This window comes from Bradyrhizobium sp. S3.7.6, from assembly GCF_054061875.1.
Genome location: NZ_JBSSEQ010000001.1, coordinates 2,902,943 through 2,917,638, shown reverse-complemented (window position 1 = coordinate 2,917,638; position 14,696 = coordinate 2,902,943). Strand labels below are relative to the sequence as shown.

The 14,696-nt window shown below is 58.4% G+C and carries 15 protein-coding genes; 5 read left to right on the top strand and 10 right to left on the bottom strand.

From position 1 onward, the window contains the following. Positions 1-209: 209 nt before the first annotated feature. Positions 210-1,127, top strand: coding sequence for a lipid A biosynthesis lauroyl acyltransferase (locus tag ACVJ5M_RS13780; protein WP_063981800.1), 918 nt, complete (start codon positions 210-212; stop codon positions 1,125-1,127). On the opposite strand, the gene ACVJ5M_RS13775 is transcribed toward ACVJ5M_RS13780, so the two are convergent. From ACVJ5M_RS13775 to ACVJ5M_RS13750, 6 genes are all read right to left on the bottom strand, one after another. Then, positions 1,107-2,723 (bottom strand): B12-binding domain-containing radical SAM protein, encoded by a 1,617-nt coding sequence (locus ACVJ5M_RS13775; protein ID WP_354099565.1) that lies wholly within the window; start codon positions 2,721-2,723, stop codon positions 1,107-1,109. The genes ACVJ5M_RS13780 and ACVJ5M_RS13775 overlap by 21 nt on opposite strands. Positions 2,724-2,939: 216 nt before the next feature. Then, entirely contained in the window at positions 2,940-3,335 is a 396-nt protein-coding gene (locus ACVJ5M_RS13770) for a Rap1a/Tai family immunity protein (protein WP_144030620.1), read from the bottom strand. A 711-nt stretch (positions 3,336-4,046) separates the two neighbouring features. Then, positions 4,047-4,736 (bottom strand): hypothetical protein, encoded by a 690-nt coding sequence (locus tag ACVJ5M_RS13765; protein ID WP_063981798.1) that lies wholly within the window; start codon positions 4,734-4,736, stop codon positions 4,047-4,049. Between the two features lie 88 nt (positions 4,737-4,824). Next, positions 4,825-5,022, bottom strand: coding sequence for a hypothetical protein (locus ACVJ5M_RS13760; RefSeq protein ID WP_071911340.1), 198 nt, complete (start codon positions 5,020-5,022; stop codon positions 4,825-4,827). A gap of 209 nt (positions 5,023-5,231) precedes the next feature. Beyond that, the gene (locus tag ACVJ5M_RS13755; RefSeq protein WP_456679340.1) at positions 5,232-5,624 is read right to left on the bottom strand and encodes a protein-S-isoprenylcysteine O-methyltransferase; all 393 of its coding nucleotides are present in this window, start codon (positions 5,622-5,624) and stop codon (positions 5,232-5,234) included. Positions 5,625-5,822: 198 nt separating this feature from the next. Beyond that, on the bottom strand, positions 5,823-7,055 hold the full coding sequence (locus ACVJ5M_RS13750; RefSeq protein WP_144030621.1) for a hypothetical protein: 1,233 nt from the start codon (positions 7,053-7,055) through the stop codon (positions 5,823-5,825). 266 nt (positions 7,056-7,321) lie between these two features. Here ACVJ5M_RS13750 and ACVJ5M_RS13745 point away from each other — a divergent pair, with 266 nt between their 5' ends. The 4 genes from ACVJ5M_RS13745 (at position 7,322) to ACVJ5M_RS13730 (ending at position 10,067) form a co-directional block, all read left to right on the top strand. Beyond that, complete coding sequence (locus ACVJ5M_RS13745) at positions 7,322-7,963, top strand: SGNH/GDSL hydrolase family protein (RefSeq protein ID WP_231142840.1); 642 nt, start codon at positions 7,322-7,324, stop codon at positions 7,961-7,963. A 182-nt stretch (positions 7,964-8,145) separates the two neighbouring features. Next, positions 8,146-8,406, top strand: coding sequence for a hypothetical protein (locus tag ACVJ5M_RS13740; RefSeq protein ID WP_085399018.1), 261 nt, complete (start codon positions 8,146-8,148; stop codon positions 8,404-8,406). Between the two features lie 1,098 nt (positions 8,407-9,504). Further along, positions 9,505-9,678 (top strand): hypothetical protein, encoded by a 174-nt coding sequence (locus tag ACVJ5M_RS13735; protein WP_166343440.1) that lies wholly within the window; start codon positions 9,505-9,507, stop codon positions 9,676-9,678. Between the two features lie 8 nt (positions 9,679-9,686). Beyond that, the gene (locus ACVJ5M_RS13730) at positions 9,687-10,067 is read left to right on the top strand and encodes a hypothetical protein (protein ID WP_231142841.1); all 381 of its coding nucleotides are present in this window, start codon (positions 9,687-9,689) and stop codon (positions 10,065-10,067) included. Between the two features lie 188 nt (positions 10,068-10,255). On the opposite strand, the gene tenA is transcribed toward ACVJ5M_RS13730, so the two are convergent. The 4 genes from tenA to ACVJ5M_RS13710 form a co-directional block, all read right to left on the bottom strand. Then, positions 10,256-10,930, bottom strand: coding sequence for a thiaminase II (gene tenA, locus ACVJ5M_RS13725; RefSeq protein ID WP_063986180.1), 675 nt, complete (start codon positions 10,928-10,930; stop codon positions 10,256-10,258). Positions 10,931-11,429: 499 nt separating this feature from the next. Continuing rightward, entirely contained in the window at positions 11,430-12,290 is an 861-nt protein-coding gene (locus ACVJ5M_RS13720) for a carbohydrate ABC transporter permease (RefSeq protein WP_063981793.1), read from the bottom strand. Beyond that, positions 12,287-13,174, bottom strand: a complete 888-nt coding sequence (locus ACVJ5M_RS13715) for a carbohydrate ABC transporter permease (protein WP_063981792.1) — start codon at positions 13,172-13,174, stop codon at positions 12,287-12,289. Before ACVJ5M_RS13715 ends, ACVJ5M_RS13720 begins: the two co-directional genes overlap by 4 nt. A 65-nt stretch (positions 13,175-13,239) precedes the next feature. Further along, a complete protein-coding gene (locus tag ACVJ5M_RS13710) occupies positions 13,240-14,583 on the bottom strand; it encodes an ABC transporter substrate-binding protein (RefSeq protein ID WP_063986179.1) in 1,344 nt (447 codons plus the stop codon). Between the last annotated feature and the right edge of the window lie 113 nt (positions 14,584-14,696).

Sequence of the window (14,696 nt, the reverse complement as noted above, 5' to 3'; positions counted from 1 at the left end):
ATTGGACTGCACCCCACGCCTGGGTACGCTCATTGTTACGCGCGAAGCACTCGATCGAACCCGCACGATTCATCCTCCGTTGCAGGCGAACTCGAGAGGCGCGCCCTGCGCAACTCGTCGGTGTCTTTGATCGCATCGCGTATCGGTGGCATGATGATGCGCGCTGAAGCCCGTGGAAGCCGAAATTGTAAGCCAAGGTTGTCGTTGCAATGCGGACCAGGCTCCAACTTCGCGACGTGACCAAGCCCCTGGGCCAAGCGGCGGTGGGCGCGTTGACGATCGGAATACTGCGTGCCGCTCGCCATTTCGATCCAACCAAGACCGCCAACTTATTCGCTCGGATCACTCGCTCAATCGGGCCCATGATGCGGGAGCAAAAGATCGGTCGAGCCAATCTAACCGCCGCATTTCCGGAAAAATCGCCTGCAGAGATCGAGACCATTCTCGCAGGCGTCTGGGACAATCTCGGTCGAGTCGGCGCCGAATTCGCGCATCTTGATCACATCTGGAACTATGATCCCGCACGGCCCAAAGCTAGCTGCATCGAAATCGACAGGCGCTCATATGAATTGTTTACGCAGCTGCGGCTCGACGGCAAACCGGCGCTGATCTTTGCGAGTCATCTCGCTAACTGGGAACTTCCGGCCCTGGCAGCCGTCGCGCACGGGTCGGATACTGCGATCCTGTATCGCCGACCCAACATCGCGTCCGCCGACCGCATCATCCAGGATATGCGCGCCGTGAAAATGGGCACGCTCATTCCCGCGGGTCGTGATGCGCCCCTAAGACTTGCCGAGGCCCTTAAAAGTGGCCAGCACGTTGGAATGCTGGTCGACCAGTATCTGACCAACGGCGTCGAGGTTACTTTCTTCGGCCGCAAGACCAGGGCCAATCCGATGCTTGCGCGACTGCTGCGGCAGATTGAGTGCCCGATTCATGGTGTGCGCGTCATCCGTCTGCCCGGACAGCGCTTTCGTGGCGAACTGTCTGAAGAAGTGAAGCCGGTCCGCGATGCCGCCGGACAAATTGACATTCAGGGAACGATGCAGGCGGTCACATCGGTCATCGAGGGCTGGATCCGCGAATATCCCGATCAGTGGCTGTGGCTACACCGTCGCTGGAGGTAGCACTTGACTGACTGCGGTAGCCCTTAGTGGAGGTACATGGTCCAGCTCGGGAATGCGGCGGTCAATCTCGCCGATCACGCGTTCCGAGAACGGCCCGAGGTGCATGTACAACGCCATCAGCATCACGATGTACCGTAGCGCGCCCGGATTGGTCTCCGCGACTTCGACGAAGGTCTTCCAGAACGGCTCGCGAACCTTCGGCAGGGCCCGCATGATCTTGTGTACGCTGTCGATGCCGCCAAGCCTCTTGCGCACGTCGCCATCCGGCAGGTCGCGGCGTCGGTCGGACCGGTCGAGCATGGCGGCGAGACGCGACAGCCGTCCTGCATATGCTGCCGGACTGTAGACGTGCCCGAGCACAGCCTTGTAATCGGCAAGGATGTCACGAAGCGGACGCTTAGTATCGAAATTGCATCCGAGCGTGCACTGATCGCCCGTCTGCTCGACATTCATGAGGTCATGGCCCTGGTGCAAGCGGCCTTCCGCGGCCAACCGCCGTGTAAGCTGTGTCCCAGGCAGCGCATAAAGCAGTCCAACGATGGAGACTGGAATGCTCGCCTCCTCGATGAGGTCGGCCATCGCCTGTCCTATCGAGGCCTTTTCGCTATCGAACCCGACGATGAAGCCAGCGGTGACGAACATGCCGTAGCCGTAAATCTTGTGAATGCACTCGGCGATGTTGCGCCTGGTGTTCTGCTTCTTCTTCATCTGCACGAGCGTCTCGGGATCCGGGCTCTCGATGCCGACGAAGATCGCGAAGAAGTTCGCATCCTTCATTGCCTGCAACAACTCGCTGTCGTCCGCGATGTTGATCGAGGCTTCGGTTGAGAACTCGAATGGATAGTCGTGCTCCTCCAGCCAGGCTTTGAGCCGCGGCATCAGGGTGCGGAGGTTCTTCTTGTTGCCGATGAAATTGTCGTCGACGAAATCGACATGCCCGCGATAACCGTGATCGTAGAGCGCCTGCAACTCTGCGAGAATCTGATCGTTGGTCTTGGTACGCGGCACGCGACCATATAGCTCGATAATATCGCAGAACTCGCAAGTGAACGGGCAGCCACGCGAATACTGCAAGCCGATGTATAGATAGTGATCGAAGTTGAGCAGATCGTAGCGAGGCATGGGGCTCAGCGTGACATCTATCGTGAATTTCTCGGCGATGAACACGCCCTTGCGTTCGCCGCTTTCCCAGGCGGCGATGAACTGCTCGATGACCTGCTCGGCCTCGCCGATCACCTGGAAGTCCGCGTCCGCGTAAAGATGCGGGCTGGAGGAGACGTCCGGCCCACCAACACATACCGGCTTGCCGCGCAGGTGGGCGAGATCGATCAGATAGATGGCATCAGGCTGCTGGTTGAGCATACCGCCGATCATCACAAGATCGGCCCAGTCGAGGTCCGCATCTGTCAACGCCTCGGTATTGCGGTTGACGAGCCGGATGTCCCAATGCTTCGGCAACATAGCGGCGACGGTGATCAGGCCGAGTGGCGCCGTTGGATACTTCGCGCCGACGAGTTCGCAGGCCTCCGCATAGTTCCAAAACGAATTCGGAACGAACTTCGGATAGATCATCAGGACGCGGCAGGGGATTGTCATGCTGTTCCAGCCCGGGCGTTGATGGCACAATGCCCCGCTGTTGATCGGGGCTCAAGGGGTCGCTTCGCTCGTCGATAAGGCGTTTGAGTGCTGGTTATGGAGGTGAGCACTGCGGTTCAGCTCGCGCACCTCGGCAGTAGTGCATTGCGAATCAATCAGGTCGGACGCGAACATCGCGGACCGTAAGGCTAGTATTAGTATCAGCAGATACGCGTTCTAATTGGATTTTTTTGGGGCACGCTTTTTCGGTCCAGTTCCGGCACCGTCCCCACGGCAGGGCCAAGCATCCCTGAATGCTTCGATCGCGACGGTGATCCCCGGTTCATTCACTCGATCCGGATTGTTATCAAGATACTGCAGAAAAACCTTCGCACTTTGCAAAGGGCTGCCTTGCGCGGGGGGGCATGCACGCACGTCAGCGGGCAGATTTGGTGAAAAGAGCATCGCGGTCTCGATCATTCCCTCACATGCGCCTGCGGACCGAGCTTCGTCCTGATTGCGAAGCGAGTTCTTGACAAGCAGCTCGCAAGACTTTTGCGCGTCGGTTCCCTTATCGACAACCGTGGCACTGGCCTTCCCGATGATCGCTAGGATAAGGCCGGCAACAATCATATGGACCCGCATCCACGTCCCCCGAATACCGGCGCGATAGCTTGCAGGCATTGAGTATGCCGCAATAGAGCGGCCGCCCGCGCCGTTCCAGGCGGCTCAGACGGCTTAGCTCAAAAAAAGCGTCTGATCCACCGCGCTCGAATAGGAGCGAAGTGAACTCACCTCTTCCATTTCCACAAAGCTAAAAGAGCCCTTGTCGACTTGACAACACGCAGCTTTACGCGCCGTGACCGCCGCAAAGGTCGGCTACACCGCGATCATGATCGCGAATCAACATCGGCGGCGACAAGCGTGCTGATGGTACAGATCTCGATCCGGCGCGGAGAGCATCTATTATCCTGCCGTGTACGCGACGTGCACTGGTCGATTGATGTCGATGCTCGGCCTCGACGCAGAACCATTGCCTAAGCGGTGATCTTCGTCTGCGACGACAAGTTCTGCGAACCTTCCTCAACTACGCCAAGGAGGACTTCACCCTCAGAACGGTTTCCAACAAGAGCTTAGCCACGACCAAGCGGAGGTGGAGCTGCCTTGCAGCGCAGCGCCACGGACGTTCCATGATCTCCCGGCCTATTCATCAACTAGGCGAGGCAGCGCACGAAGGTTGGTCGTATCGAACCGCATCCTCAAAGAACAAGCTCGCTTGAATTTCTTGAAGACCTCACACCCATCCAGACGCAAGGAAGAGTGGATGAACTCAATCCGAGGATTTTAGCCTCGACCTGGTTCAAGCTGCACCGTTTTTCGTCCCCCGTTCAGTTCTCTGAGTTTGTTGACGTATTCCTCAGGCTTTAGCAGATGAAACGGAGCGTTGAGGCCCATGAACGTCGCTATGCGGCCGATAAAGGCAGTACAGTTTGTCGTTGCTGCATTCCAGAGCGGCGAAGACTCCTGCTGGCGCTTGATATAAGCAAAGACCTTCTTGGCGTCTGCCTCAGACAAATAGACACGATAGCTGGCCGTCAGATATTGCTCGTCAAGATCACCGTAGGTCGCACCCGTCTCAGAAGGGACAAACATAATGTGTCCCAGGATATAGGGCACCTCGTCGCCGGCCGGAGCCAGACCAGCGACCTCGACCTGCTTTTCGCCCGTCTTTCCGTACCAGACGAATGCATGACCGTACGTTGCCGCCGTGCGGGCACGAAAATCAACGTAGTAGGGACCCGTGGCGGCAGCTCTTCGAGCTGGCTTTACATCGGATATCGCCGGCGTAGCAGCAGCCATGGTCGCTGCATGCTTCATCGCCGAACTGGGGAGAGCGTCCCGTTGCTGCTGGTCGGTACGCGCCACGAGTGGTTGCGCGCTACTGATCCCGGCCCCCAAGCCTACAAAGGCCGCCAGCATGGCGGCCTTTGCAAGAAGCCCCAGACCCGGATATTTCCGAATCACTCCCGCCATCTTCGAATCCTCTTGGATCCAAGATCCGATGCCACAGGTAATCTGCTACCCCAAACGAACGCCGCTGGCGTACGAATGAATAGGCAGATCAACCCTTGGTCACCAACGGAGCCGGGGCAGCGACCGGGTATTTGCCCACGGGGCTCTTACCCACGGGATATTTGCCGATCGGAGCTTTGCCAACCGGCGCCGCGACGGCAACCGGCTGAGGCCGTGGCAGGTCCGCAGCAGCTGCGGTTCCCACGAAAGCCAAAGAAGCGATTCCAAGGACAACGAATTTCAACATCGGTTCTCACCATTGTTCGGAACGATTGGATTCACCTGACACGCATAGGAATAACCCGACACTCGCCACGGCACCAACGAATAGACCGGGGAGTCCGCGGTTCCGACCGCTTTTTCTGCCGCATGTTGCGGAAATGGCACGCAAATTGAGGCATCTGGTTCCAAATCAGTCTCGTGGGTACCACAGGTCGAGACGTGCCGGGACCTACCTCAGAGTATCCACGGGAAGACCCGACCGGTCCGCGCCATATAATCGCGATAGCTGTCGCCAAACGTCTGCAACATCATTCGCTCTTCCCTTGCGACGCGGCCAAAGAACAAGATCCCGAAGCCGGCAAGGCCCGCGAAACCGGCGATCCAATTCGGCAGCAGCAATGCCTGGGCGATGGCCCACAGCCAAAATGCCGAATACATCGGGTGTCGAACTCTCCGGTAAATCCCTTCCGTCACAAGCTCATGGTTCTCCCGCACGTCGAGACTTATCGACCAATTCCGGCCGAGTGCACGGTGTGTCAGGTGAAACACGCCCAAAGCCGCAATCGCAAAGAAAGACCCCAGCCAAGCCAACCAGGGATAAAAACTGTGATCTGCGAAACGAGGCATTCCTGTCGCTACGTAGGCGAGCGGGCACAAGTCCGAGTCCCGAAAGAGATATGAGCAGGAGCGCAGTTTCCAGGGGGCCGCGAGCGCTCCGCACAACCCTCGCACGGCGGGAACGCCGCGCGTACTTATAGCGTATGAGGTACCAGCCGATCACCAACGCAACGAAGATGACTTTTGAAATGGTGGGCGTCATTTGAATCAGGCTGCCGCGCCCGGATTTCCCAGCAGTTCGCTTTCCGACACCGGCGCGCCCGCAACAAGGCCTCCGTCGTCAGCGATCATCGACACCGCGCCATCCGGGGCGAGCGTCTGGGATTTGGCTGAAATAGGTCCGCATGTGAGCATGAAGTAGTCGTACGATGTTCGCCTGTCATTTCCACTGACGAACTGGCAGTGCACGCGGAAGAAATTGAAGCGGATGCGTTGATACATGTCGTCGTTAAGCATTCGACTAATCTTCACGACCCTGACGGTCGCCTCGTTTTCTGTCGACAAGCCCATTTCGGCCATCGGCCGGCATTTGTAAAAATTCAACGCGTCCGTGAGGGCCTGATAGTCGCCCCAGAAGATCGCGCGGGAATCGGCGACGCGTTCCACCGCCCTGCGAAAGCGCACTGCCTTTGGGTGCAGGCCGATCTTGAGTATGGATGATCCAACGCTCAAGAATGTGACGGGAATCTTTTTCCGACCGAGCGCAGGGTCCCGCTTCAAGGCGCGATCAAGTAGATCAACCGCTAGTACGGCGCCAAGGCTGTGCCCTACGACCACAATTTCGTCTGCGGCAGAGTTGCTCGCCGCAACCACGAGCTCGGCGGCCAACCTGTCCAGCCTCTGCTCTATCTCCGAATTACCGAATCGAATGTACTCGCAAGAGAAAATCCAATCGTCGAACAAGTCGCCCAGGTGCAGCCAGCGCCACGGACCCGCCAACACGGCTGCGAGCCCGAAGAGGCCGCCACCGGTAGCAATGGGAATTGATCCAGTGATCTTGAATGCAGCCACGCCAATCAAAAGGGCGGCAGCGATGAGCAATCCGAACGTAACGAATGGATAGAGAAAGAAAAGTGCGTAGCGCCAATTGGTCTGCAAGTAACGCCAAAGAGTGCCGGTCAGAACGAAATCCAGAAACGCAAGAATGCCGACGGAAATGCGTGAGCCGATGCTTCGCCCCCCGAACACTTCAATTACATCGTGCCATCGGACCAGACGGTAATCGGTTTCGACGAGCCAATCGGGGCCGATTGTCGTCACGTTCCATTGTATCTGGTCGGCGGAATCATGCGAACCGTCGACGGTCGCTTTCACTGACCAAGTACGTTGGAACCTCGCAATTTCGCGCACAAAGCGTCGTTGCGCGCTGGCATGCGACGTGATTGGATCATAGCCGCCGATATGGAATACCAACCGTTTCGCTACAGGCTTGCCGGACATTGCCTTATTCCCGGACTCATACGTGCTGCTCGCTCCCCACGCGTCAATCGACCTGCAATCAAAAACAGACGTTTGAAGCCAAGGGTTGTCAAGAGAGAATCGACCAGTTATTGGGGAACATGGGTCGATTTGTTCTACCATGCGTAAGCCGAACCGCTCGAACAATAGCGTCGATCGGTGCTGCTGTGATTGTCGGTTTGTCCAGCACAGCGCCCTCTCAAGCGCAGGACGGGGCATCATCTGGCGAGAGATGCCTTGCTGCAAATTTGGATGTTTCGCTGGGCGCACAATTGCCCCGCACGGCGGCGCGTTTGAGATCTGGTGAGCCGCTAAAGATTGTCGCGATCGGATCATCGTCGACGGTGGGGCTCTGGGTACTTCGGTCCGCGGCCACATATCCGCAGGTGATGCGCCGAGAACTCTCGAGGCTTAGATCCAATGCAACGATCGAGGTCATCAACAGCGGTCGAGTCGGCGATACGATTCCGAACAACATCGCGCGGTTCGAGCGTGACGTTTTCGCGCACACGCCTGATCTCGTTATCTGGCAATTAGGTACTAATGACGTCGCCTGGGGTGGCCGGCCGGACCAAGGGCTCAAAAGAAGCGTTGTTGAAGGGGTAAGGGCACTTAAGGCGGGGTCTGCCGATGTCGTGCTGATGGATCTGCAATATGCGCCACAGGTGCTCGCTTCCGCTAGCTACTCAACGATGGAGGGCATCATCGCCGATGCCGCGAAGCAGGAACGGGTCGGCCTATTCTCTCGTTTTGCGCTGATGCGTAACTCGATCAATGCCGGAGTTGCGCAAAGCGAGCTTGTAACGTGGGACGGATTGCACAACACCGCCGATGGTTATGATTGCATTGGACGAGCCCTTGCCCGAGCCATCTCAACGAGCGCGCGTTGAGAGGCCCTAGCTCAGGCGAATCGAAGGCTGCGGGCTCGCAAGAGTTTGGGCACCGGCCGTGACAGCGATGCCGAGCGTGCAGATGCCCACCAACGCGAACAAAGACCAATTATCGTCGACAATCACCGCATCTCTCGCAGCGGTGACAGCAATTCGCGCCGACGCTGTCAGGAGGTGCGCTCATGCACCATTATGCCAGCCAACTTGTTGACCTGTTACTGGTGCTTGTCGCCACGTGGATGGTGCCGGCCACCATCTTTATTATCTACGCCTATTTCGCTCGTCTTAAGAATCCGGTCAGCGAATCGATCTTTGGACGTGTGGTGATCATATCCTTGTTCATCATAACCACGTCGATCTGGCTCCCGATAATTCTGACCGCCATAGTCCTATCACTGATCGGTCATTTGTGGTTCCGCTTCAGGGGACAACTACGCAAATAGCTACATATTGCTAGAGCCGAAAAAGATGGAGTCGAATTAGAGCGGCCCCTCAGAAAACTAAAAAAGGGAAGCGAAGCAATGCCCGCATTTCTCCCTGCTCTGACGATAGCTGCTGTCAATTTTATAACAATCGCCACGGCTGCAGAATGGCGACCGCAGTTTCTCTCAGCGTGCCGAAACGGTTGCGCGCAGCAAGGCGGTTTTTCGACGGACGCTTGCTTGCAGATTTGCATCTGCATGGCGTCAGAGTTGGAAGCGAAGTTTAGTATCGAGACTCTCGGCTCCATTGATCCCCCGAGTGCTGAGCAACTACACCAAACTAACGAAATCAGAATGCTTTGCGTCCGGCGAGTACTAGGACGTTAGAGCTGTTGCCATTGGCACGGTGGTCATCAGCTTGACCCTGACGTAGCTCTCCGTCTTTCCATAGCCGCAAACTTGGCTGCCCCGGCCGTTCGAGGACAATATCGCGCCGACGGCGCATCCGAGTTCTCCCTTGCGAGACCATCTCAGCCCTGAGCTCGAAAATGGCCTTTGCGCCTGGTGGATGCGATCGCAAACGGACATGGCGATCCTTCCATTCTCGACCCCGATCGACTGCCTTGGATGCCGAACGAAAGAGGATATCCCAAGAGCTGCAGAACGAACCGCGGTGGAAATAGCCGGCCGCCCAAATGCCTTACTCGGCGAAGCCGCCTACCTACGTTCCCCCAGACGGCATTTCGAGTTTACGGTTTCCCTGGCCTAGCTCCTGCGGGGGGCACTCTCTCCCTTCGTGAGAAAGGCTGATCGGGAACAGTTCAATAAGATCAATGCATCGCGGCGGTGCATGGCAAAACAGATTTTTTCCGGCCGCCGCGAGATAGGAAACAGGTGGTGATGCGCGGGATGACGAAGGGAGGATCGAGCAGCGGATTATTTAGTCGCCGGGATCCCTAACGCTCGCGACACGCCTTAGTGGGATTATTTCGCACATTGACCGAGGCGACACCGCGAGAGTTGAAATAAAAAGTGAATAGAAGAGCGGGGATATTCCTCAAAGCTGACTTGATCTCTCCCTTCGCTGGCTTTGCGCAACTAATTGATGAGTAAGTAGTGATGACTGATCAGCAATTAGCCTTGGAAGCGATTAGCGACGCGCAACTTATATTGGAAGAATTCCTTCGGCCCCATCCCAAGGATCATGCGCGTATCCTTGAAGAGTTGGTGGAAGTTCTCGAGCGGCCTGCTTTGATCGTTGCTGTAAGTCGATTGCAGCAACACGGCAATTGAGCGCGCCCATGAGCAAACCGCTTCAAGCGTTTTCTTTAACCGTCGGCATTGTTGCGCTCTCATCGCTCGAAATGACCAGCCTGCATGCCAAGCAACAATGCAGCGCCGCAATGCCGCCAAATCCGCAAGGGCAATGGTGGTCCTACCGTATCATCGACGGACGAAAATGCTGGTACGCGGGCAAACCCATGCTGTCGAAAGCATTGCTGGAATGGCCTACAGAGCAGCGTCCCCAACCCGGTTCTCGCGGAGAAGCTACAGGTATCCTCATTGCTAACAAGCCCGGCAATCCTTTGGATGCACAAGCGTTGGCACTGAAAGAGGGCGCTGACACGTTTGAAGAACGATGGCGTGCTAGGATCTCCATCTCCAACACTGGACACGACTGAACAATACTAATGACTTAGCGATCCTGCATCTCGCCTATCGTTGGCGAGGACTTTCGCGCCTGTTCCAGGCCGTGTGCTTCGTTACTCCAGCAATTCCGCGCACTGCGTTCCTCTAGAACAACGCGCCTCCGCAACTCGTGCGCAGCAGCCGTCAAACGAGTCCCTGCAATCAACCGATTGCCGAAGGGCTATTCAACACGCTGGCCCACACGCCAGCCCATTTCCCAGAAGTCCGCCTCAAGCCGAGTGGCTTCCTTGAAGATGGCAATCAGTTCTGCCTCCCGAGCCGGCGTGGCGTAGAGATCGGCGAGATGCTCCAAATGCGCACGCGCATTCGCCGCGACCTCCTGGTATGGCACGCCAGCGTACTCGTCGATCCAAATCCGATAGGAGTTCGTCCTAGCGTCCGCATCGGGTCGCGAGGCGAGCCGCGTTGCGATCTCCGCGTACCCGATCACGCAGGGGGCAAGTGCCACCTTGAGTGCCAGCAGATCGCCGCGCATTCCGGCATCGAGCACGTAGCGTGTGTAGGCCAGCATCTCGACCGCCGGAGGAGTTTGTTCAAGGTCACTCGGGGATAGCCCCCAACCGGCACACAGCTTCACATGAAGGCTCATTTCGACATCAAGGATGGCCGACAGGCCGGCCGCAGCTTCACGCATGTCGGCAAGCTTGGGCGACTTGTAGACCGAGAGTGCATAGGCGCGCGCAAACTCGATGAGGAACAGATAGTCCTGAGCAAGGTAGTGACGAAATGCGGCTTCAGGGAGCGAGCCATCTGCCAATCCGTTTGTGAAGGGATGCTCGGTGTAGGCCCGCCACTCAGCAGATGCTTCTGTCTTTAGACGCTCGAAGAAACTCACGATCCATTCCCGCCTGGCTTGCTTTCCTATGAACTTTTTACTCACGACCTATCAACGCGAACCAAGACGCTGACTTGGCAGACCGCAGCGACTAGCGGGTAGGATGCGAATGGAATTCGCTTGCCGTCGGTCGCCGGGAATGACTGGCGTTATCACACTATCACCAACAGAACGAAATGCGCGGGAAAATCAACGGAGGCGGCCATTGTCCCGCCGCTCATGGCGATCTAGTTGCAGATTCGAGTCTTGCCGGGCCCACCAATCACGTCAGTATCTTACTTGATCTTCGTTTCCCTCAGCGCGACTACCGTACCAGATACGTGCACTTTTCGTTCAAGTTCGCACATCGCAAATCAGCTTGATGGCGCTAGACCGACTTGGATGATGGCGAATGTAGTCGTCGCCCACTCATCGGTTAGAGATGCTCCGACAGAGCCGCCGATTAAGAGACGGATGATTTGCTAGGAAAATCTACGCCTATTCCGATGCTGCCATGGCGTCACTCCTTCAAGCCGCTGGAGGCCACGCCACGTACGAAATTTCGACGCATCAGCGAGAAGAACAGTGCGCTCGGAACCAGCGCCAGCGCCGCGGCCGCGCTGAGGCGACCGATGTCCACGGTGAAGCCGGTCTGAAACAAGGCGAGCCCAACCTCGAGCGTATAGGTTTCCTTGTTGGTCATGACGACGAGCGGCCACGCGAAGGCAGTCCAGGCCTGAAAGAACGCCAGCACGGCAAGAGCGCCCAACGGGCCGCGCATCAGCGGCAGCACGATCCGCAGGAAGATCCAGAGCTCCCCCGCGCCATCCACCCGGGCAGCCTCCAGCAGCTCGTCAGGGATCGACGTCATCACATATTGCCGCACCAGGAAGATGCCGAAACTCATGATGAGATAGCCGACCAGGAGCCCGGGCCAGGTGTTCAACAGGCCGGCGGACTGGACGTTGAGATAGAGCGGGATCATGTAGACTTCGAAGGGAACGACCGCCGTCGCGATGATCACGCCGAAGATGACCGGGATCCCCGGTAGATCGAACTTGCCGAGCACATAACCTGCGATCGCCGATGTGGAGACGATGCTCGCGGTCGAGAGTGTCGCGAAGATCAGCGAGTTGCCGATCCAGCGAAACAGCGGCGTTTCGCGCAGGACGCTGACGATGTTCTCCAGCGTCGGCTGGTGCGGGATGACGGTCGGCGGCCACGCCAGCAGCTCCGGCGGCGTCTTGAACGCGTTGCTGATCAGGAAGACCAGCGGCAGGAGCATCATCAGGCTGACGACGCCAAGAACGGCGTCGATCACGAGGCCGACGGCACCGTTCTGACCAACGACGGACGGATGCTCGCGTTCGTGCTCGCTCATGCGCGACTCCTGTCGCGGAACAGCCTGAACTGCGCGCTGGTCAAAATGAGGACGATGACGAGCAGTACGACGGCTTCGGCAGCAGCGTAGCCGACCCGGTAGTTACGAAAGCTGTTTTCAAGCATGTCGAGGACGAGGACTCGGACGAGACGCCCCGGCGCACCCTGGACATCCGATGCCAGCACGAAGGCCTGCGCATAGATGTTGTAGGACGAGATCAGCGTGATGACCGACACGTACAGCATGACAGGCTTTAGCAGCGGCACGGCGATGTGACGGAAGGCCTGAAACGACGAGGCGCCGTCGAGGCGCGCGGCCTCGTAGAGCGCCTCCGGGACGTTCTTCAGTCCGACCAGGAAGATCAAGACGGCATAGCCGATCGCCTGCCAGGAGCAGAGAACGATCAGGCACACCAGCGACAGGACAGGGTCGAACAGCCACGACTGGGCCGGAATCCCGACAAGGCCGATCAGGGCGTTGAGCGGTCCGAGCCGGGCGTCGAAAATCCATTTCCAGGCCATCGCGGCCGGAACCAGCGAGACGACGTGCGGCAGGAAGACCGAGGCCTCATAGACGCCGCTGCGCCGCAGCCCCTGCCGGGTGTTGATCAAGGCGGCGAGCGCAAGCGCGACGGGGATGGTGATCGCTACGACGCTAAAGGCGATGATGGTGGTGTTGAAGATCGCTTCGAGAAACAGCGGGTCGCTCGCCAGCTCGACGAAGTTGGCGAAACCGACGAACGGCTTGCGCCGCGAGATGATATTCCACTGGAAGAGGCTGAGCCGCAGCGTCTCGATGATCGGATAGACGCGGATACAGCCATAGAGGCCTAGGACCGGAAGCAACGCCAGAACTGGAAACAGCCATTTCGGCGTGGTGCGCATATATCCTCCGGCAAGCGCCGGTCAGCCGCCGGCGCCTGGATTGAGTGGGTCCTTGTCGATGGAGTCTAGGGTTTGGCCAGCAGGTCTTCCCGGGCCAGGATCTTGTCGCTCTCCTCAGCCGCGGCCTTCAGGAAAGCATCGATCGCGGCGTCGTTGCCGGCCAGCGATTTGTCGGTGAACGCCTTCTCCAGCCGCGCCGCGAGCCGGGTGAGGATTTCGCTGGCAGGGCTGATCGCCGGGACCGTGAAGAAGACGTGGCCGGGCGGCGTGTTGACGAAGGCGTCGAGCTGCGGGATTTTCTTGAGCACGGCGGAGTAGTCGAGGCCTTTGCGGTTCGGGACCCAGGCCGTGTTCTCGAGCAGCCAGAGCAGATTTTCCGGCTCGTTGGCCTTTTGCACGAAATCCCAGGCGATCTGGCTCTTGGGTCCCTTGTTCGGCACGTAGAGATCGACCGGGACCATCAGCGTGCCCTTGGGCAGTGGAGCCGTGGCGTATTTGAGATTGGGCGCCTTCTTGGCGACGTCGCCGATCACCCAGGATTCCCGGATGAACATCGCGGTCTGGCCGAGCTCGAAGGCCTCCGCATCCGCCTTCATCTCGGGCGTCACGGTACGGTAGACCACGACGTTGTCGAGATACTGCTTGAGTGCGGCGCGGCCGGCTGCGTTCGCATAGGCGGCGCGCCATTTTCCGCCCTTCTCCTCGAGCAGCGTCCCGCCGTGATTATAGAGAATGGTCCAGTACTTCTCCGCGATGCCCGAGCCGCCGCCGCTGAGACGCAAGCTCCATCCGCTCACCGTCGGCACGCCGGAGGCATCGCGCTGCGCGAGCTTCTGCGCATAAGCGGTGTAGTCGGCCATGGTCTTGGGCGGACCGTCGAGGCCGGCCCTGGCGAACATCTCGGTGTTGTAGAACAGCGCGCCCTGCCCCTGGAATAACGGCACACCGAAGATCTTGCCCTCGTACATGGCGGTCTTCACGCGCGTCATGTCGTAATTGGCTTTGACGAAATCGACGATCGACGCCGGCGGCTCCGGGATGAGGCCGGCCTCGAGATACCGTGCCGCCTCGACCTCCATCTCGATGACGTCCCCGGCCGCGCCCGATGGAAGCGACAGTGCCAGCCGCTTCTCGTGCTCGCGTAGCGCAATGGACTCAACGCTGATTTCGAGATCCGGGTATTTGCTCTTCAGCTGGTCGCCGACGCGCTTGTAGAACGGAGCCAGATCAGGCCACCCGCTCCAGATGGTCAGCTTCTCCGCCGAAGCAGGAGACGCAAACGCCGGCACGGCGACAGCGAGCGCCAGCGACAGCGCGGCCGACATCCATGACCGACGCCCCGAATTCGCCGGGCGAATGTTGTCCTCGGGACGCGTGATGTAGCCGAACCTGCCGACGGGTCTCATCATGAGGGTCATTCTCGCAATACGGAATGGGACAAATCCTGCGAAAAAGCTCGCATGCAACCGGTTGCGTGTCAATTGCGATCCGTTGCCGCTTTCGAAGGCCCTTGATGAAATCG

Excerpts from the sequence above, each read along its gene's own strand:
- ACVJ5M_RS13780 (WP_063981800.1), top strand. The coding sequence starts at position 210 with ATGCGGACCAGGCTCCAACTTCGCGACGTGACCAAGCCCCTGGGCCAA.
- ACVJ5M_RS13775 (WP_354099565.1), bottom strand. The coding sequence starts at position 2,723 with ATGACAATCCCCTGCCGCGTCCTGATGATCTATCCGAAGTTCGTTCCG.
- ACVJ5M_RS13770 (WP_144030620.1), bottom strand. The coding sequence starts at position 3,335 with ATGATTGTTGCCGGCCTTATCCTAGCGATCATCGGGAAGGCCAGTGCC.
- ACVJ5M_RS13765 (WP_063981798.1), bottom strand. The coding sequence starts at position 4,736 with ATGGCGGGAGTGATTCGGAAATATCCGGGTCTGGGGCTTCTTGCAAAG.
- ACVJ5M_RS13760 (WP_071911340.1), bottom strand. The coding sequence starts at position 5,022 with ATGTTGAAATTCGTTGTCCTTGGAATCGCTTCTTTGGCTTTCGTGGGA.
- ACVJ5M_RS13755 (WP_456679340.1), bottom strand. The coding sequence starts at position 5,624 with ATGCCTCGTTTCGCAGATCACAGTTTTTATCCCTGGTTGGCTTGGCTG.
- ACVJ5M_RS13750 (WP_144030621.1), bottom strand. The coding sequence starts at position 7,055 with ATGTCCGGCAAGCCTGTAGCGAAACGGTTGGTATTCCATATCGGCGGC.
- ACVJ5M_RS13740 (WP_085399018.1), top strand. The coding sequence starts at position 8,146 with ATGCACCATTATGCCAGCCAACTTGTTGACCTGTTACTGGTGCTTGTC.
- ACVJ5M_RS13735 (WP_166343440.1), top strand. The coding sequence starts at position 9,505 with ATGACTGATCAGCAATTAGCCTTGGAAGCGATTAGCGACGCGCAACTT.
- ACVJ5M_RS13730 (WP_231142841.1), top strand. The coding sequence starts at position 9,687 with ATGAGCAAACCGCTTCAAGCGTTTTCTTTAACCGTCGGCATTGTTGCG.
- ACVJ5M_RS13720 (WP_063981793.1), bottom strand. The coding sequence starts at position 12,290 with ATGAGCGAGCACGAACGCGAGCATCCGTCCGTCGTTGGTCAGAACGGT.
- ACVJ5M_RS13715 (WP_063981792.1), bottom strand. The coding sequence starts at position 13,174 with ATGCGCACCACGCCGAAATGGCTGTTTCCAGTTCTGGCGTTGCTTCCG.
- ACVJ5M_RS13710 (WP_063986179.1), bottom strand. The coding sequence starts at position 14,583 with ATGATGAGACCCGTCGGCAGGTTCGGCTACATCACGCGTCCCGAGGAC.